Source organism: Pseudoalteromonas sp. UBA2102, assembly GCF_002331165.1.
Lineage (GTDB): Bacteria > Pseudomonadota > Gammaproteobacteria > Enterobacterales > Alteromonadaceae > Pseudoalteromonas > Pseudoalteromonas atlantica.
The window spans coordinates 79,762-97,338 of the sequence record NZ_DCYU01000073.1 but is presented as its reverse complement, the minus strand read 5'-3'; the positions used below and the strand labels follow the sequence as shown (position 1 = coordinate 97,338).

The following is a 17,577-nucleotide window of genomic DNA, read 5'->3' as shown; positions in this document are numbered from 1 at the left end:
AAGGTCATTATTTTTACAGCTTACAGCTTACAGCTTACAGCTTACAGCTTACAGCTTACAGCTTACAGCTTGGCAAACACGTCTTGTAGTGGTGGTACTACTTGCTTTTTACGGCTTAGTACGCCATCTAGCCATACTTTATCTTCGCTCGGCTTTTCACCGTAAGCTTGTTCTACAAGGTTTGCATCATCTGAAGCGATCAGCATTTGTGAGCCTTCTTTCATGATGTCGGTAAGCAGTAAAAATACTGAGTGGCGGTTGCCTTCAATTTTTAGCTTAGCAATATCGGCTTCTAAGTCTGCTTTAATTTCGTCAAACACTGCAAGGTCAATAACCTCTAGCTGGCCAATGCCCACTAGGTGACCGTTCATGTTGAAGTCTTTAAAGTCACGCATTACTAAGTCACGCACAGGGGTGTCTTCAACAGCTGACTTAACACGGAACATGTCCATGCCTAGTTCTTTAAAGTCTTCAATGCCGGCAATTTCTGCTAGTGCTTCTACACATTTAATATCAGCCGTTGTACAGGTCGGCGATTTAAAAATAACGGTATCGCTTAAAATTGCACATAGCATGATGCCAGCAATATCTTTAGGGATTTCTACGTTGTAGAAGTCATACATCATTTTAATAATGGTGTTTGAACAGCCTACCGGACGGATCCAACACTCAAGCGGTGTAGATGACGTTAAATCGCCTAGTTTATGGTGATCGACTACGCCAACAACACGTGCTTGGTCGATATCATCTGGTGCTTGTGTTTTTTCTGTGTGGTCAACAATATATACATCTTCGCCAGCGTAGCTTAATTTAAGCTCAGGTGCTTCGAAGCCAAATTTATCTAGGATAAATTGAGTTTCTGGTGACACTTCACCAAGGCGTGTTGGTATTGCTGGCTCATCGATTTGGTTTTTTAAATAAGCAAGTGCAATTGCACCACAAATAGAATCTGAATCTGGGATTTTATGGCCCACTACATACATAGACATTGACGGAACTCCTTTAAATTTGCCGATATTCTACCAAAGTCTGTGGCCTTTAACATATAGACAGTGCAATTAAGTTTTAGTTACACTTTAAAATCTTGAATTTACTGGGTGTATAAATATGCGACTGGGCCGCAAAGGTTGGAACAACGTTATTATTTTTTCGATGTTGATTATGATCTTCTTTTTAAATGGCTGGCATAAGCAGTTTTTAGGGGGCGAAGACGAGCCTACATTACAACCGGTACTGCCATTACAAAGTTTTGTGTTAACACTGAGCTTTGTTGATCAGAAAATTGAACGTATTGGTACAAGTTGGCGTACAACCGCATTAAAAGAAAATACGCCCGTGAGGTGGGATGCATCACAGCAGCAATTAGCTGAGCTAATTAACCATTGGCAAACGGCTGCGTTGATGCAGGTAAATGAGTCTGTTGTATTTAATCCAAACTCACCATTGTATGTGGCCACCTTTGAGTTGGCTGGTGAGCGCTTACCTTGGGTTTATTTACTGTACAAAGGTAACGGTAAGTATTATTTGTTGGAAAAAAATAGCCAGCGCGTGATGGGGCTTGATTTAGCGACTGCAAAGCAGTTATTTCCAAGTGTTGATTTTTCAAAAAGTGAGTTGCATTAATGCCTGAATTACCAGAGGTAGAAGTAAGTAGACTGGGGATCACCCCGCATGTAGAAAACCAGGTAGTGACGAAGGTAAATATTTATAATGCCAGCATGCGATGGCCTGTGCCCGATGATGTTTATCAGTTAGAAGGGTTGAAGGTAGAGCGAATTGAGCGCCGTGCAAAGTATTTATTGCTGCACTGCGAATTAGGGAGTGCTATTTTACATTTGGGAATGTCGGGTAATTTGCGCGTTGTGGATAAACGCGAGCCGCTTAAAAAGCATGATCATGTTGAGTTTGTTCTTAGTAATGACAAGGCGCTGCGATTAAACGACCCTCGCCGGTTTGGTTGCTGTTTATGGCAAGCACCAGGGGATGTTCATAAGTTACTCTCAAAACTTGGCCCTGAGCCGCTTACGGATGATTTTTTTGCAAAGCGTGTATACGAGCAATCGCGAAATAAAAAAGTCCCCGTGAAGCAATTTATTATGGATAACGCGGTGGTGGTGGGCGTAGGTAATATTTATGCCAATGAGTCGTTATTTAAGGCGGGAATACACCCAAAACGCGAAGCAGGCAAAGTATCGTTAAAGCGATATCAAACCCTGATCCCTATTATTAAAGACACTCTAGCAGCGGCAATAACACAAGGCGGTACAACCCTTAAAGACTTTGCCCAAAGTGATGGCAAACCAGGTTATTTTGCACAACAGTTGTTAGTGTACGGACGAAAAGGAGAGGCGTGCGTAACGTGTAAAACGCCACTTGAAGAAATTAGACTAGGGCAGCGCAGTACGGTGTTTTGTAAGCACTGCCAAAAATAGCCGTGTTATAGCTCAAACGGTGCCACACCGACGGCTTTCATTTTATAGCCCACTTGGGCTATTTCACCAGACCAGGTTTCGGTACTGATAACGCCGGTAACAACAATCGCATCATACAGGCTCTCAATGGGGACGCCGCCTTTTACTGTTACATGAACGATTTGATTTGGAGGCGGGGGCGGTACGTGAATACACGCGCCAAAGTATGGCACAAGCAAAAACTCAGTAATGACTTCACTGTCGCCTTCAAGTGGGACAACAAACCCCGGTAAGCTCACTGATTGACCATTTAATGCTTCAACCACAGGAGCATCTAACTCTGGCTGCACCCAGTTTTGTTCACTGCCTTCGTGGTTAGCCTGTGCTTGGGTATCTATTTGTACATGCCCTTGCGGGATTAAGTCTTCCCAAAAAATTTCTTTCGGCGGGTTTGCACTACTGACAAAGCTAATAAGTAGGCAGCTTACTAGCGTGCAGTAATAAAGCGCGGATTTAAAAAGTATCATGAAATTCCTAAAGTTAAGTTTTTATACTCATACCATCGCTAAGCGAATAAAAGTAAGCGCGGGTAGCTGGTATTAAGCCAATTATAAACCCAGCGGCCATAATAACGCCTATTAAAGTGAGTTCATAGTAAGAGAGCATGGCAATATTAACGCTTATGCCTGCATGGCTTTGCAAATAGCTGCTACTGATAAGCATAACGCCATAATACAAACCACAGCCAACTAGGCAGCCTAATAATGTTGTAAATAACGATTCCATGCTTATTAGTGTAAATAGCTGCCATGGCCGTGCGCCGACTGAGCGCAATATAGCAAGCTCTCTTCGGCGTTGATTTAAATTGGCCAGTAGTGTGGTCAACATGCCCAATAAACTGACTAATATAACAACGCCTGAAAACAGTAAGAGTACTTTTTCGACAATGGCGAGCATTTGCCACAGCTCTTTTAAGGTCACTGTGGGCATAATGGCCAGAAGTGGCTCTTTTTTGTATTGGTTGATATTACGCCTAATTTGCAATGTGTATAAAGGCGAGTCGAATCCCATTAAAAACGCAGTAATTTGGCTTGGCTCACCGATTAGGTTGTTATGCTCATCGTGCTCATCGTGCTCATCGTGCTCATCGTGCTCATCGTGCTCATCGTGCTCATTATTCGCAGAATGTGAACCACCATGTATTAAATCAATAGCTGCTAGAGGTATGTGTAAGGTTTTATCTACTGGCGTGCCAGTGGCGTTTAAAATACCGATAACAGTAAACGGGTTGTCTTTATGATGATGAAAGCTCGTATTACCCATGCCGTGTGAGATTACTACGTTATCACCTAGTGTATACCCTAAACGGCTCGCTACATCGCTGCCAAGTACCACCTGGTTTAAATGCTCAAACGCGTGGCCTTGTTGAAAACTTAACGTTTGCTTTTTACCAAAGCGATAGTGGGTAAAGTAATCGCGGCTTGTACCTAGTACAGCTTGGCCTTTGTGGCTGTCGCCTAAACTAATAGGAATGCTCCATTTAACACCACGCTGAGCTGCGATGTACTGATAACTTTGCCAGCTCACCCCATTATTTGCGTAACCTATTCTAAATACAGAGGAAAGCAGTAATTGAATATCGCCGGTGCGGGCGCCTACAATTAGGTCTGTCCCAGAGATGGTATTACTAAAGCTGGTTTTTGCATCCACGCGAATTCGCTCAATACTTAGTAAAAGCATCACGCTAATGGCAATGGTAAACAATGTGAGCAGTACACTTGCTCGGCGATTTAGCAAACTTTTATAAGCTAACTTAGTCAGGATCATAACTGCTCCTGTAAGCTAACTAGGCTAATAGCACGATTAAATAGCGGTTTTAATGTTTCGTCATGGCTTACAAAAACTAACGTACTGTTGGCGCGCTTAGCCTGTTCGAATAACAGCTTTATAAAGCTTTCTCTATTTGCGGTATCGAGTGCCGAGGTGGGCTCATCAGCAATTATAAGCTCTGGGCTGCCAATAAATGCGCGAGCGGCGGCAACCCGCTGTTGCTGACCAATGCTGAGCGAGGCAACATCTTTACTATGATAAGACTCACTTAAGCCTAATGCTGTTAATAAGCGTATCGCTTCTTTTTGTAAGCTTGGCTTGGGCGCTGTTGTTTGCTGTAAGGCTTTTTGTTTTCTGCTTTTTGAAAATTCACAGCCAAGCGTGACATTCTCAATGGGTGTTAAATACGGTAATAAATTAAAGTTTTGAAAAATATAGCCAATATTCTCCGCTCTAAATACATCTCTTTGCGTATTACTAAGTGTATTTAAATCACGATTTAAAATACGTATGTTGCCACTACTTGGTGTGTTTATACCTGCCAATAGCGCAAGCAGGGTTGATTTACCGACGCCGCTGGGACCATGTAAAAAAATATGCTCGCCTTTATCAATCCTAAGGGTTGGGATATTTAGCGTTGGCTTGGCATCATTTTTATGCCATTTAAAGGTTACATTATCAAGCTCAATCATACAGTGTGGTGTTACCAACCCCAATACTTGAGGTCTTTACGCATTTTAAAGCTTCTAATTATATTTATTGGCTTTGGTTTAAGTTTGTCGCTTTTGTGTAAAAACTTATTAGCTGCGTTAAGCACGCGTAAACTAGATTTACCGTCGCTATAAGGGTGAATATCTAGACAATAATTTTCAATATGCTGCATTAAATTTTTAGGTCTCGTTAATGCGTGCTCTATTGCTGCTTCTATTTTATCAGCCTCTGTCACATTTATTAAATGAGGCTGAGGCTTTTGATTTCGAAATGTAACAACGGGCTTTCTTAGTAATAAAAACATTAATAGCACCGATGATGTATCACACAGCATTATATCAGCCGCTTTAAGAATAGGGATCACATTATCGGTTTCTATAAAGGTTAAGTTTTTATTATTTAATGCTTTATATTTATCTACCCATTCTTGGGGCATTTTAGGATGAAATTGCATTAAAATACGCCACTTCCCTTGCAGGCTAAATTGCTTTATTTGTTCATATAGTTTGGGAGCTAGTGACAGGTTTCGTGAAAAAGTAGAGCAAATTAGTAGTGTAGGACGTGGATCATTATTTACATAAGGGTTGTTTAGCGTATTACTAAAAAGAGGGTCTAATGTTGGCCAGCCTGTTTCTACTACTTTAAAAAAACCATATTGTCGCGCCAACTCTTTAAATTTGGTGGTGGTATTGGGACCCTGCGTACAGTATAAGTCGAAACACCCACGAATATTAAAGTGATCTTCTTTCCCTCTTCTATTTAGTTTTCCTGAATTAAAACCATGAAAAACAGCTACTTTTTTACCAGGAATAAAACTTGGAACAATATTACCAGGAATAAAAACTAAATCTGGATTCCATTTCTGGGTAGCGGGAATCGAGTTTAAACGCTTTTCATCATCATCTAAAAAGTCGGGGTTTACTTCATTACCCGCTAAAAACCACCGAACTTCTCCACCATGAGCTAAAATTTGCGCCTGAAGCGGCCTTAAAATAGCGTATGAATAATTTTGCGAAATATACATTAGGTATTTTTTATTTGCGGTCGCAGTTAGGTAGTCCAAGCGTTACTCCTCTAGTTAGCACGCTAAGTTTACCGCATTATTACAGCCATATAAATATTGCGTGGTTATTTAAACTGAGCTCTGGGTAATAAACCTATTTCTAGCAGCTATTTTCAGCGCTAACTGCGTTGAGTTTACTTGCAATAGGACAGCTATTGACGCGTAAATTCGCCTTGCTTTCATTGAAAATCTTTGGCTAGAGAAAATAAATTTAAATATCAGCATATTACAACACGCCCTAGTTAGTCACTTAACCAGAGTTCAGGTTATTTAGTTTTCAGTGCTGATTGAGCTTTAGGGTAGGCTGATTTATTATATAGCGCTTATAACCCCATACCATACTTTGCTCTATGAGCATCCCTAACCCCGGAGATAGCATGACTAGCTATAAAGTTTTAGACGTAAACGATGACTTACCCATTCGCACTAAAGGTGCCGTACACAGCGGTAAAGTTCGTTCGGTTTATTGGCTAACAGATGAAGACAGCGCACGCCTCATTAAAGAAAAAAACTATAAAGTTCCGCAAGGAACTGAGCTGGCAATTATGGTTATTTCAGACCGTATTTCTGCTTTTGATTGTATTTGGCAAGGCGAAAATGGCTTAAACGGCGTGCCGGGAAAAGGTATTGCGCTTAACTCTGTTGCATCTCATTGGTTTAAGTTATTTGATAAAGCTGGCCTTGCGGGTAACCACATTGTTGATATTCCACATCCTTATGTATGGATTGTGCGCAAAGCAAGTACCGTAAAAGTAGAAGCGATTGCGCGTCAATATATAACCGGCAGCATGTGGCGTGATTACAGTAAAGGGGTTCGCAGCTTTTGTGGCATAGATTTACCTCAGGGCTTAACGGCAAACCAAAAGCTTGAAAACGTACTAATAACCCCTTCTACAAAAGGTATTATCGAAGGCGTGGCTGATATTCCACCTGTTGATGATGTGAATATTACGCGCGCTAATATCACTGATAATTTAGACGTATTTAATTTTAAATCGGCAGAGGATGTGACTAAATACGAAAAGCTATTGGTTGAGGGCTTTACGCTAATTAGTGAAGAGCTGGCAAAGCTTGACCAAATATTTGTAGATACAAAATTTGAGTTTGGTTATGTAGAGGATTTAGACGGTAACCAACAGCTTATTTATATTGATGAAGTAGGCACCCCAGATTCTTCGCGCATATGGGATGGCGCGGCTTACCGCGATGGTAAAATAATCGAAAACTCTAAAGAAGGGTTCCGCCAGTTATTAATTTCTACTGTGCCAGAAAGTGACGTGCTGTTAAATAAAGACCGCATGGATGAGCGTGAGCAGCTTGCTAAAGACTTTATTTTACCTGAATCGGTCATGCTTGAGGTGTCTAGCACTTATGTAGGCATTGCCAGTAAAATCATTGGCAAAGAGATTGTAATTCCAGAAGATCCTCGCCAAGAAGTAATTAATATTTTAGATACTGATTACGGTCTTATTGTAAAATAGTACAACTAAAGTATTAAAACAAACAAAGCCCAGTCTTTATTTTTAGTTACTGGGCTATATTCCTTGCAATTAGTGCTGGTCTCTAATTAACTTAACCTAAGATTAACTTTTAGGTATTGATATGTTTAGGCAAGTGCAGCAAGTTTTTAATAAAAGAGGTTATTTACTCGCCGCTACTTTATTTTTTAGCCAAGGCGTACTGGGTGCAAATATTGATTTAGTAATTCAAGACCAGCATGGTCAGCCACTAAAAGGTGCAGTCGTTGAGCTTTATAAGACGGCAAAGTCAGAGCGCACTACGTTACCCGTTGCGGTAATGGACCAAGTACATAAAGCGTTTTTGCCTGATTTACTGGTGGTGCAAAAAGGTCAGCAGGTTAACTTTCCTAACAGCGATAATATCCGCCATCATGTTTACTCTTTTTCTCAGGCTAAGCCCTTTCAGCTAAAACTCTATTCAGGCCAACCTAAAGAGCCTGTGACTTTTGATCAACAAGGTGTTGTTGTACTAGGCTGTAATATTCATGACTCTATGGTTGGCTATATTTATGTAGCCAATAGTGAACACGTTTATAAAACTAATAATACGGGTAAGTTAACCTTAGACATAACGCCGTTACCGACTACGCTGAGTGTGTGGCATGCGCTACAAACTGCACCGTTGGAAAATAAAAAAATGATAACAATAAACAATAACAATGAGTTACTAATTAAGGTTAATACCTCCACCCCAGCACCGCGAAATACTTTTGGCAGTAAGTTTAAGGGCGGTAATGACTAACAGTTTAAAAAACCGCATTATTGTTTTATGTGTAGGCTTAGTGTTACTGACCACTATGGTGAGCATTGTTAGCTTTTGGTGGTCTACAAGTAAATTTCAAGAAGAAAAAGTAAATCAAGATATTAGCGTAGCGCAAAATGTATATAAGCAATATCTGAGCGCAAAAGAAAGCCTACTGCTTACTGCTGCTAAAGTACTCACTGCCGACTTTGGCTTTAAGCAAGCGGTTGCCACTCGCGATGCAGGCACCATAAGTAGTGTGTTGTTTAATCACAGCCAGCGTATTGATGCAGAGCTTATGCTACTGATTGATTTATCAGGTAAATTAATTTCAGCCAATACTAATGCAGATTTGTACCCTCAAAATTTAAAGCCGTTACTGGATGAGTTATTAACTTCGCCAGAGCAATCGAGCTTTGTCGTTCTTAATAATCAGCTATATCAAGTTATTTTACTACCTGTAAGGGCGCCTAGAACCGTTGCATACAGCTTAGTGGGTTTTAAAATTGATGACGAAGTCGCCCTAGAACTTAAAAACCTAACAGGAATGGATGTCAGCTTTATTGCTGAGCAGGACAACCTCGTAAGAAGCTCGTTGCTTAATCGCCCAGAGGTTTTTTCACCTAAAAACTACTTTAACACCACCACAACAACGCGTTTGTTTGGTGATTATCCTGTATATAAAAACCAAGATATTATGTTGCCCTCCCTACAAGGGGATGCGGTAACAATTTTGCTCAGTGCTGATTTAACGCAAAGCTATAACGATTTTGAAAACTTATTGTTTACGCTAATTATTATGGCCATTTTAACTATGCTGGTGGGGGTTATTACCAGTAGTTTACTGGCAAATAACTTAACAACCCCACTCTCTCAGCTTGCAGTTATTGCTAGGCAGTTTGCACAAGGTAATTACGCGTTTGAATTTAATGCATCTAAACAAAGTACTGAAATAGCAACCCTTGCTAACGCCTTTGATAACATGGGTAACGATATTAACGAGCGTGAACAAAAAATTAGTTTTCAGGCACGCCATGACTCGCTTACAGGCTTTTATAACCGCTCGGCTATGCTTGAAGTACTCGATGATGAGCTGACTCCCTCTACACAATACACCCTAGTTGCTATTGATATAAAAGGTTTACGGCATATAAACGATAAGCTTGGTCCACGCGTAGGCGATGAATGTTTAAAAGCGGTTGCCAATCGAATTAGTGGCTTTTCAGACGAGCTTGGCGGCTTTCATGCGCGTATTGGTGGCGATGAGTTTTTAACTGTGTTTCCAAGTGCCGCTGCCAGAGAGAAAAAAAGCGGTATAGTTGGTTTAATGGCGCAGCTATTAGCGTGTTATACCATTAAAACGTTAAAAATTAACTTACGCTTTAGCGCTGGGGTTGTCGAGTATCCCATGCAAGGTCTTGCCAGCGACGATTTAATGCGACGCGTACTTATTGCCGTAGACAATGCAACAGATAGCCAAGACAGTATTCATTATTACCAAAATGGTGAAGACGAAGCGCATTTAGATCGTCTTAAAATGTTAGATGAGCTTAAACAAGCCATTAGCGATGATGATGATGATGGGCAATTATTTATGACCTATCAGCCTAAACTGCATTTACACACACAAAAAATAAATAAAGTCGAATCACTGATCCGCTGGCAACGTAAAGATGGCAGCTGGGTAAACCCAGAACTGTTTATTGATTTAGCCGAGCAATCGGGGCTTATTGTTGAGCTTACATCATGGGTTGTTAACACTGTGGTTTCTCAGGTGGCTGATTGGCAGGCTAAAGGGATTGAAATGCAGGCAGCAATTAATGTATCAGCACAAGATATTGCCTCACCGAGTTTTCATTCAGCGTTAGTGCGTACTCTAAAAAAATACAATGTTGATCCAACCCTCATTACTGTTGAATTAACTGAGCGCGACATGATTGAAAATGAAGAAAAAGGCATAAAAGCATTACAAAACTTAAAAGCCATCGGTGTAAAAATTTCATTGGATGATTATGGCGTAGGGCAAACATCACTGGGGAGATTAAAAATGCTGCCTATTGATGAGCTAAAGTTAGATAAGTGCTTTATTTTAAAGTTAGATGAGTCGCGCAAGGATCAATACATAGTGCAGTCGTCAATTACCTTAGGGCATCAACTAGGCTTTAGCGTTGTTGCAGAGGGCGTTGAAAACAGAGATTCGTTAGACTTACTTAAACTTATGCATTGTGACCATGCTCAGGGTTACTACCTAAGTAGGCCTTTAAAAGCAGAACTATTAGAACAGTGGCTAAAGGAATATTATGAAAAAAGTTAAGTGTTTATTACTTGGGTTATTACTTAGCTCGAGCTTTTCTGGTTTAGCAAGCGATGGTAAGTTATTAGCGACCCCCGGGGTTTCGCAAATAGAAGGCAGCGGGGGCGGCGGTATTGTGCCTTGGGCACAGCTTGCAGGTTACGCCAGCGAAGACGAGTTCTCTGTGAATGGCTTTTGTAGCCGTGCAGATGTAACAGACTACACTTTAGATGTATGTGGAGTACAAGTTAACCTATTTAATCGTGTAGAACTTAGCTACGCTCAACAACGTTTTGACGTGCCTTCACTTGATACCGAAATAGAGCAATCTATCACGGGCGCTAAAATTCGTTTATACGGCGACATAGTTTACAGTGACTGGCCGCAATTGAGTGTGGGTATACAGCATAAATCCCTTGATGATGGCGCTGTTGCGACCCTCGTAGGTGCACAAGATACTAGTGGCACTGATTACTACCTAGCAGCTAGTAAACTCCACTTAGGCGCTGTAGGGGGGCTTAACTGGTTTTGGAACGTCACAACTCGCTACAGTGAGGCTAATCAACTCGGTTTGCTTGGTTATGGTGGGGCAAATGATGATGCAAAAATTTTATTTGAAGGCAGCACCGCTGTGTTTTTGAGCCGAAGTGTTGCCGTAGGTATAGAGTATAGGCAAAAGTCTAATAACCTTAATTTGGGTGAACAAGACTGGAAAGATTTATTTGTTGCTTGGATGCCAAACAAGCACGTGAGTGTCACCGCTGCATACTTAGATTTAGGTAGCATTGCAGGTGCGAGCGATCAAACAGGGTGGTACTTATCGGTAACAGGGTATTGGTAATGAAAAACGTTGTCATTTTATGGTTGTGTTTAAGTGCCCTGGCAGGGTGCGCAAGCTCAACAAATTTATCGCTTTATCAACAGCTTGATGGCCGTGCGGGGCTTACGCGTATTGTAGACAGTTTTATTTACCAAATAGGTAATGATGAACAAGTACTGCATTATTTTGAACACAGCGACATAAGCCACTTTAGAGAAGGCTTTATTATGCATATGTGTATGCTAGTTGATGGCCCATGCAAGTATAAAGGTGACTCTATGGTAGATATTCATACTGGGATGCACATAACTGAGAAAGATTTTAACCATGTGGTGGACTTACTTGTAAATGCGATGGAAGAGCAAAATATTAGCCATAGCATACAAAATGAGATCCTATCTAGGATGGCACCGCTGCGTAGTAAAATAATAAGTATTTAGGTAACATCTGTAAATTATTTACTCGTAGCAGTGAACCTTACTTTTGTAATAGTGTCCACTTAGTATTATTTCCTATAAACAATAATTGGCGCGCATAGCTTGTATGTCTTACCTATTTATATCCCGCAAAAATGTACACGCAAAGTACTATAAAAAAATAATCAAAAAGCTGAGTATGGATTGCCAACTGCATGTGATGGGGGCACCAAAGCTTTCAGCTATACACTATTTAAGTAAAGCGTTTAAAGTTGATTTTAGCGATGTTATTAATGCACAACTAAAACGTAAGCGCGCCCGTAATAACCTTTGGAACAATGCTTTAGTATCGGCGGTTTACAAAGTGGGGCTGCGCTTTTTTGAGCGTTTACGTTACGCAAAATATTTAGCTTTATTAACTGAAGTTAACCCTGATGTAATGGTGATATGGAATGGTAATAAACTGCCTAATACTACCGTTGCTATGGCTGCCAAGGCACTGGGTATTAAGCAATTTTATTATGAAAATGGTTTGCTTCCGGGTACCACCAGTTTAGACCCTCAAGGGATTAACTTTAATGCGTCGCTAAGTCGAGATCCTGATTTTTATTTAAATTTTAATGCAAATAATGCCTTAAACTTTGATGCACCGGCGCTTGTCCCACGAGAAAACCATAAAAAACGATGTGATTTTGCAGCTGAAAATATACCTGAACGCTACATATTTGTGCCTTTTCAAGTGCCTCACGATACGCAATTAGCGAGCTTTTCGCCATGGATTGACTCAATGGAAATGCTATACGATGAAGTTGTTAGCGCAGTGAAAGCATTGAACGACCCTAGTTTAAAGGTCGTTTTTAAAGAACACCCGTCGTGGCACAAGCATTACACCCATTTATACGATAAAGACCCAATTGCACTTTTTGCAAACGGCAATAAAACCTGTGAACTTATTGAATGCGCAGAAGCGGTGATCACTATCAACTCTACGGTCGGTTTAGAAGCACTGTTACTAAATAAGCGCGTAATTACTGTAGGGCAGGCTTGTTATAATATAGAAGGCTTAGTCAAGCATGCTGATACTCGTGAGGGCTTAGCTGCCCAAGTAGCAGATGTAGCTCAAGGATGGCAGTTTAATCCGCAGCTACGCGATAAGTTTTTTTGCTATTTAAAGCATGTGTATAGTGTGCCGGGCGTTTGGAAACACGCCGAAGAAGAGCATATCAAAGCAATTGAGTTACGTTTTAAAGGGGCGGATAAATTTGCACAATACAGCAACAATGTGCCCAACGAACTTATTTAACCGCGTATTGTATATCAACATGTTGTGATTTAGCTGTAAGGACAATTTTTACAGCCATTTTTACAGCATGTTCCTCGCTTTAAAAAAAACCATTTACTAAACACCATGTAGCCGTTTTGCATGGTGTAGTCTAGCCCTTCAATTAAATTGTCAGTACCTCTAAACTTTTTAGCAAACTCAATTTGTGCTTTGATTGGCTGAGTATAAATATGCGCTAAATAAGCGTTTATTTTATTAAGCGTACATTGCGGGCATAAACAGCTTGTTGCTGACTCTTCAAGCGGTAAAATAGCAGGTAATTGGTTACACCAGCATGCGTTTATATCGTTTACATTACAAATAAGCGCAGTGTGGCATTGTGAGCAGTTTAATCTCGTCATTTTAAGTCTTATCAGCAGTAGAGCAGCAAGAATAACAAATATTATGAATATACAAAAAGCATTGGCCGAATTTATTACCTTTGGTGAGCAAAGAGATGATGCTATTAGCGTGATTATTTCTACCCCAGCAGAGGAAAGTGCTCCCGGTTATACACTCACAAAGCCGGTATTGATTGACGTGTTAACACGTTGTGTAAACCACGAAATAGAAATAGATGATTTAGAGCTATGGGCAAATGTGGTTGAATCGCGAGATGATATAAATTGCGCCGAACACGAAGGGGTTATTTTTGCGCTCAGTAATAGTGAGCAAATGGGAGAGCTTGATAGCCAAAAGCTTGAACAATTACTGGCATTATTGAAGGACTAGATATTTAGGCTGACTCTTATTTTAGATGCCAACTTACTGCGGTTATATGTAACGAATAAATAAAAAAGCCGTATTTAAATTAAATGCGGCTTAGTATTTTTTTACAACAGACAACTTATTTACTTATGATATCCCAAGCACGTTTCTACTTCGTTTTTAGAGCCTAATATTACCGCCACACGCTGGTGGATTGCATCGGGTTGAATATCCATAATACGCTCAGTACCCGTAGAGGCGATACCACCTGCTTGCTCAACTAGCATAGCCATGGGGTTGGCTTCGTACAGTAAACGTAGCTTATTAGGTTTATTTGCATCTTTGGTGTCGGTTGGGTAGGTAAATAAACCACCACGGCTAAGTACACGGTGCACATCGCCAACCATAGCGGCAATCCAGCGCATGTTAAAGTTTTTAGCACGTGGGCCGGTATCGCCAGCGAGTAAGTCATTAATATAGTTTTGCATTGCTGGCTGCCAATGACGCTGGTTTGACGCATTAATGGCAAATTCGTTTGTATCAGCAGGGATAGTGGCAAAGTCTTGTGTTAGTAAAAAGCTACCTTGGGTTTTATCTAGCGTAAACATGCGTGTGCCTTTACCTGTAGTAAGTGCAAGCATAGTTGATGGGCCGTAAAGCACGTAACCTGCAGCAACTTGTTTGTGGCCTGGCTGCATAAATATACTTTGATCGGCGGCATCTGAGCCTTCAGGGGCTTCCATAATTGAAAATATAGTACCCACTAGCGAGTTAATATCGGTATTTGATGAGCCATCAAGCGGGTCAAACGCCACAATGTATTTAGCGTCTTGGTTGCCAGCTACTGTGTAATCTTCTTCTTCTGAGGCGATGGCTTTAACTGACCCAGACTCCAGTAAAATATCTTTTAAAAGCTGATTAGAGAGTACATCGAGCTTTTTTTGGGTTTCGCCTTGAATGTTTTCATCAAGCGTTGAGCCTAATACGCCTGAAAGCGCACCTTGGCCAACACGAAACGAAATTTCTTTACATGCTGCTAAAATGGTTCTAATTAACGATAAAAGTTCTCTAGGACAACCGTCTTCTAGTAATACAGGTGGGAGTCTACGCATTCTATTTTCCTGATAACGTGTACTAGCTAATCTAAATGTGAGAGAGATTAACTTAGTGCGCTGAATTTCGTCTTAAATACCTGTATTGTTTAAATAGCACTGTAATAATGGTGCCACCTAATCGTACTTAAAACGCCAATAACAAAGATAAGATTATGAAAAAAATACCACTAATAAGTTACATATTCTTTACTGTGCTGTGCTCTATGATAACCCAAGCGCACGCAGCAATTAAGCCTATAGATGAATTTACTGCGCAAATGAATCACTTTCCTGGGTACTTTTCGTTTTATTACGATACTCAAAACGGCAAAGTGTTTTTAAAAGTAGATAAATTAGAGCAGCAATTTTTGCTTCAGCAAAGCTTACCCTATGGTGTTGGCTCTAACGATATAGGCTTAGATAGAGGCCAGCTTGGTAACACGCATTTAGTTCAGTTTGAGCGTTTTGGCGATAAAGTAATGTTGCGCGCGCTAAATACATATTATCGCGCTAATACCACTAACAAAGCTGAGCAGCAAAGTATTAAAGAGGCCTTTGCATCCAGTATTTTAGCGGGCTTTAAAGTGGTAGCGCAAAGCGAAAAAACGCTCCTGATTGATTACACACCCTATTTATTAAGCGATGTACACGGGGTAAGCCGTACGCTTGCAGCGAGCAAGCAAGGCAGCTTTAGCCTTGATGAATCACGCAGCGCTGTATATATGAATCGCTCAAAAGCGTTTGTAAAAAATACCGAGCTTGAAGCAGTATTAACGTTTAAGGGTACTAAACCAGGTAAATTTGTGCGCCAAGTAAGCGCCGATGCATACGCACTTACTGTACATATGCACCACTCACTTATTAAATTACCTGATGATAAATACACGCCACGCAAATTTGACCCGCAATCAGGATATTGGAGCATTGAGCATAAAGACTATGCAGCCCCCCTTGGTGAATCTATGTTTGTGCGCTATATACCGCGTCATCGCTTAGCTAAAAAAGATCCAAGTTTACCGATTAGTGAACCCGTTGAGCCCATTACTTACTACCTAGACCCTGGCGTGCCTGAGCCGGTTAAAAGCGCGTTACTTGAAGGCGGTAAGTGGTGGAATGATGCCTTTAGCGCAGCAGGCTATAAAAACGCATTTATAGTCAAAGTATTGCCGAGCAATGCTGATCCTATGGATATTCGCTATAACGTTATTCAGTGGGTGCATCGTGCTACACGCGGATGGTCTTACGGAAGCTCTGTTATAGACCCTCGTACCGGCGAAATACTCAAAGGGCATGTAACACTTGGCTCATTGCGTGTACGCCAAGATATTTTAATTGCAGAAGCCCTTGGTGCGCCTTATTTAAAAGGTAACGAGGTGGCTAAAAATTTACAGGCAATGGCACTTGATAGGATTCGCCAGTTAAGTGCACACGAAATTGGCCATACGCTGGGCATTGCACATAACTTTGCAGCCTCGGTGGGGGATAGAGCGTCGGTTATGGATTACCCGCACCCACTACTTAGCTTTAACGAGCAAGGCGAGCTTGATGTAACCCGCGGCTATGCAAGCGGTATGGGCGTATGGGATACCCAAGTTATTAAGTATGGTTACAGCGACTTTACCAATCAAGATGAAAGTGCTGAGCTTGCAGCAATATTAAAAGAGAACAAAACGATGGGCCTTGAGTTTATATCTGATAGCGACGCACGCGCAAAGGGCGGGGCACACCCTACAGCGCACTTATGGGATAACGGTACTAACCCAACGCAAGAGTTACTTAGAGTGCTTGATGTACGTAAAAAAGCGCTTTCGCAATTTGGTATTAACAACATTAAAACGGGCGATGCACTCTCGCAGTTAGAAGAAAAACTCGTGCCGCTTTATTTATTTCATCGCTATCAAGTAGAGGCTGCAGTTAAGCTAATTGCGGGGGTTAACTACGAATACGAAACACGTAACAACTCACCTGCTAAGGGCGCACAAGTGGTTGCAAAAGCGCAGCAGCAAGCGGCGCTTAGTGCTATTTTAACAACATTAAAACCGGCTAATTTAATTTTGCCTGAGTCGGTGTTAGCGCTTATTCCGCCAAAAGCATATGGCGAGTCTAAATCGCGTGAAAGCATAACAGGGCGTACGGGTATAACACTTGATGCGATGGCCTTGCCAGAAGTAGCTGCGCAGCATAGTTTATCGTTATTATTAAACCCACAGCGTTTAAATCGTTTAGCTCAACAACAAGTACGTAATTATAATTTTTACAGCTTAGATGAGTTGTTAGAGCAGCTTTACAGCCAAGTGTTTAATGTGTCATCACCTAATACAATGAAAGGCAAAATCACCCAGCGGGTGCAGTTTTTAACTGCAAAAAATATGGCTGATTTAGTCACTAGTGACAAGGTAAGCCCAGAGGTGCAGGCGCAGCTACGTTTCTACTTGGTAAAATTAAGTAAAGAGTACAATCAAAACTCAATGTTAAGTAATACCAGTGTAGGAGAAAGCGCGTTTAAACAGTATTTAGCAGAGCAAATAAAACAGTTTTTAAAAGTAGGTAAGTGGCCTGAAAACTTCAGTGGTTTACCAATGCCACCGGGCTCACCAATTTAATTATATGTTTTAGTGTGTAGTGGCTACTTAACCTGAGCTCAGGTT

General features: G+C 41.0%; 17 protein-coding genes. 10 read left to right on the top strand and 7 right to left on the bottom strand.

Going from position 1 to position 17,577, the window contains the following annotated elements; all coding sequences use genetic code 11:
- Positions 1-62: 62 nt before the first annotated feature.
- Positions 63-989 (bottom strand): manganese-dependent inorganic pyrophosphatase, encoded by a 927-nt coding sequence (locus B2R65_RS10465; protein WP_004589063.1) that lies wholly within the window; start codon positions 987-989, stop codon positions 63-65.
- Positions 990-1,107: 118 nt separating this feature from the next.
- Here B2R65_RS10465 and B2R65_RS10460 point away from each other — a divergent pair, with 118 nt between their 5' ends.
- Both B2R65_RS10460 and mutM read left to right on the top strand, forming a co-directional pair.
- Positions 1,108-1,623: a hypothetical protein gene (locus B2R65_RS10460; RefSeq protein ID WP_004589064.1), complete on the top strand. Its 516-nt coding sequence runs from the start codon at positions 1,108-1,110 to the stop codon at positions 1,621-1,623.
- Positions 1,623-2,432, top strand: coding sequence for a bifunctional DNA-formamidopyrimidine glycosylase/DNA-(apurinic or apyrimidinic site) lyase (mutM, locus tag B2R65_RS10455; protein ID WP_024033345.1), 810 nt, complete (start codon positions 1,623-1,625; stop codon positions 2,430-2,432). Before B2R65_RS10460 ends, mutM begins: the two co-directional genes overlap by 1 nt.
- A 5-nt stretch (positions 2,433-2,437) precedes the next feature.
- On the opposite strand, the gene B2R65_RS10450 is transcribed toward mutM, so the two are convergent.
- From B2R65_RS10450 to B2R65_RS10435, 4 genes are read right to left on the bottom strand one after another with little or no spacing between them, the layout of a single operon-like run.
- Positions 2,438-2,938 carry a DUF3299 domain-containing protein gene (locus B2R65_RS10450; RefSeq protein ID WP_004589066.1) on the bottom strand — a complete coding sequence of 167 codons (501 nt, stop codon included), beginning with the start codon at positions 2,936-2,938 and terminating at the stop codon, positions 2,438-2,440.
- A 13-nt stretch (positions 2,939-2,951) separates the two neighbouring features.
- A complete protein-coding gene (locus B2R65_RS10445) occupies positions 2,952-4,238 on the bottom strand; it encodes an ABC transporter permease (RefSeq protein ID WP_286742342.1) in 1,287 nt (428 codons plus the stop codon).
- A complete protein-coding gene (locus B2R65_RS10440; RefSeq protein ID WP_286742341.1) occupies positions 4,235-4,933 on the bottom strand; it encodes an ABC transporter ATP-binding protein in 699 nt (232 codons plus the stop codon). Before B2R65_RS10440 ends, B2R65_RS10445 begins: the two co-directional genes overlap by 4 nt.
- Before the next feature lie 11 nt (positions 4,934-4,944).
- Positions 4,945-6,015 (bottom strand): CDP-glycerol glycerophosphotransferase family protein, encoded by a 1,071-nt coding sequence (locus B2R65_RS10435; RefSeq protein WP_286742339.1) that lies wholly within the window; start codon positions 6,013-6,015, stop codon positions 4,945-4,947.
- Positions 6,016-6,392: 377 nt separating this feature from the next.
- Between B2R65_RS10435 and B2R65_RS10430 the strand changes: the two genes are divergently transcribed.
- The 6 genes from B2R65_RS10430 to B2R65_RS10405 all read left to right on the top strand — a co-directional run bounded on the left by B2R65_RS10430 (position 6,393) and on the right by B2R65_RS10405 (position 13,109).
- Entirely contained in the window at positions 6,393-7,496 is a 1,104-nt protein-coding gene (locus B2R65_RS10430; protein WP_286742336.1) for a phosphoribosylaminoimidazolesuccinocarboxamide synthase, read from the top strand.
- 121 nt (positions 7,497-7,617) lie between these two features.
- Positions 7,618-8,277, top strand: a complete 660-nt coding sequence (locus tag B2R65_RS10425; protein WP_286742333.1) for a methylamine utilization protein — start codon at positions 7,618-7,620, stop codon at positions 8,275-8,277.
- Entirely contained in the window at positions 8,270-10,591 is a 2,322-nt protein-coding gene (locus tag B2R65_RS10420; protein ID WP_286742330.1) for a bifunctional diguanylate cyclase/phosphodiesterase, read from the top strand. Before B2R65_RS10425 ends, B2R65_RS10420 begins: the two co-directional genes overlap by 8 nt.
- Positions 10,578-11,411: a DUF3034 family protein gene (locus B2R65_RS10415; RefSeq protein WP_286742327.1), complete on the top strand. Its 834-nt coding sequence runs from the start codon at positions 10,578-10,580 to the stop codon at positions 11,409-11,411. Before B2R65_RS10420 ends, B2R65_RS10415 begins: the two co-directional genes overlap by 14 nt.
- Positions 11,411-11,830, top strand: a complete 420-nt coding sequence (locus tag B2R65_RS10410) for a group I truncated hemoglobin (RefSeq protein ID WP_004589074.1) — start codon at positions 11,411-11,413, stop codon at positions 11,828-11,830. Before B2R65_RS10415 ends, B2R65_RS10410 begins: the two co-directional genes overlap by 1 nt.
- A gap of 175 nt (positions 11,831-12,005) precedes the next feature.
- Positions 12,006-13,109, top strand: a complete 1,104-nt coding sequence (locus tag B2R65_RS10405) for a capsular polysaccharide export protein, LipB/KpsS family (RefSeq protein WP_004589075.1) — start codon at positions 12,006-12,008, stop codon at positions 13,107-13,109.
- Positions 13,110-13,138: 29 nt separating this feature from the next.
- Here the strand turns inward: B2R65_RS10405 and B2R65_RS10400 are convergent, their stop codons facing one another.
- On the bottom strand, positions 13,139-13,489 hold the full coding sequence (locus B2R65_RS10400; protein ID WP_004589076.1) for a DUF5522 domain-containing protein: 351 nt from the start codon (positions 13,487-13,489) through the stop codon (positions 13,139-13,141).
- A gap of 43 nt (positions 13,490-13,532) precedes the next feature.
- Here B2R65_RS10400 and B2R65_RS10395 point away from each other — a divergent pair, with 43 nt between their 5' ends.
- Positions 13,533-13,859, top strand: a complete 327-nt coding sequence (locus tag B2R65_RS10395; RefSeq protein ID WP_004589077.1) for a hypothetical protein — start codon at positions 13,533-13,535, stop codon at positions 13,857-13,859.
- A gap of 119 nt (positions 13,860-13,978) precedes the next feature.
- Here B2R65_RS10395 and B2R65_RS10390 read toward each other — a convergent pair whose 3' ends face one another.
- Positions 13,979-14,947: a class 1 fructose-bisphosphatase gene (locus tag B2R65_RS10390; RefSeq protein ID WP_004589078.1), complete on the bottom strand. Its 969-nt coding sequence runs from the start codon at positions 14,945-14,947 to the stop codon at positions 13,979-13,981.
- Positions 14,948-15,102: 155 nt separating this feature from the next.
- Between B2R65_RS10390 and B2R65_RS10385 the strand changes: the two genes are divergently transcribed.
- Positions 15,103-17,532 carry a zinc-dependent metalloprotease gene (locus tag B2R65_RS10385; RefSeq protein ID WP_273611640.1) on the top strand — a complete coding sequence of 810 codons (2,430 nt, stop codon included), beginning with the start codon at positions 15,103-15,105 and terminating at the stop codon, positions 17,530-17,532.
- Positions 17,533-17,577: the final 45 nt, after the last annotated feature.

Excerpts from the sequence above, each read along its gene's own strand:
- B2R65_RS10465 (WP_004589063.1), bottom strand. The coding sequence starts at position 989 with ATGTCTATGTATGTAGTGGGCCATAAAATCCCAGATTCAGATTCTATT.
- B2R65_RS10460 (WP_004589064.1), top strand. The coding sequence starts at position 1,108 with ATGCGACTGGGCCGCAAAGGTTGGAACAACGTTATTATTTTTTCGATG.
- mutM (WP_024033345.1), top strand. The coding sequence starts at position 1,623 with ATGCCTGAATTACCAGAGGTAGAAGTAAGTAGACTGGGGATCACCCCG.
- B2R65_RS10450 (WP_004589066.1), bottom strand. The coding sequence starts at position 2,938 with ATGATACTTTTTAAATCCGCGCTTTATTACTGCACGCTAGTAAGCTGC.
- B2R65_RS10445 (WP_286742342.1), bottom strand. The coding sequence starts at position 4,238 with ATGATCCTGACTAAGTTAGCTTATAAAAGTTTGCTAAATCGCCGAGCA.
- B2R65_RS10440 (WP_286742341.1), bottom strand. The coding sequence starts at position 4,933 with ATGATTGAGCTTGATAATGTAACCTTTAAATGGCATAAAAATGATGCC.
- B2R65_RS10430 (WP_286742336.1), top strand. The coding sequence starts at position 6,393 with ATGACTAGCTATAAAGTTTTAGACGTAAACGATGACTTACCCATTCGC.
- B2R65_RS10425 (WP_286742333.1), top strand. The coding sequence starts at position 7,618 with ATGTTTAGGCAAGTGCAGCAAGTTTTTAATAAAAGAGGTTATTTACTC.
- B2R65_RS10420 (WP_286742330.1), top strand. The coding sequence starts at position 8,270 with ATGACTAACAGTTTAAAAAACCGCATTATTGTTTTATGTGTAGGCTTA.
- B2R65_RS10415 (WP_286742327.1), top strand. The coding sequence starts at position 10,578 with ATGAAAAAAGTTAAGTGTTTATTACTTGGGTTATTACTTAGCTCGAGC.
- B2R65_RS10410 (WP_004589074.1), top strand. The coding sequence starts at position 11,411 with ATGAAAAACGTTGTCATTTTATGGTTGTGTTTAAGTGCCCTGGCAGGG.
- B2R65_RS10405 (WP_004589075.1), top strand. The coding sequence starts at position 12,006 with ATGGATTGCCAACTGCATGTGATGGGGGCACCAAAGCTTTCAGCTATA.
- B2R65_RS10400 (WP_004589076.1), bottom strand. The coding sequence starts at position 13,489 with ATGACGAGATTAAACTGCTCACAATGCCACACTGCGCTTATTTGTAAT.
- B2R65_RS10395 (WP_004589077.1), top strand. The coding sequence starts at position 13,533 with ATGAATATACAAAAAGCATTGGCCGAATTTATTACCTTTGGTGAGCAA.
- B2R65_RS10390 (WP_004589078.1), bottom strand. The coding sequence starts at position 14,947 with ATGCGTAGACTCCCACCTGTATTACTAGAAGACGGTTGTCCTAGAGAA.
- B2R65_RS10385 (WP_273611640.1), top strand. The coding sequence starts at position 15,103 with ATGAAAAAAATACCACTAATAAGTTACATATTCTTTACTGTGCTGTGC.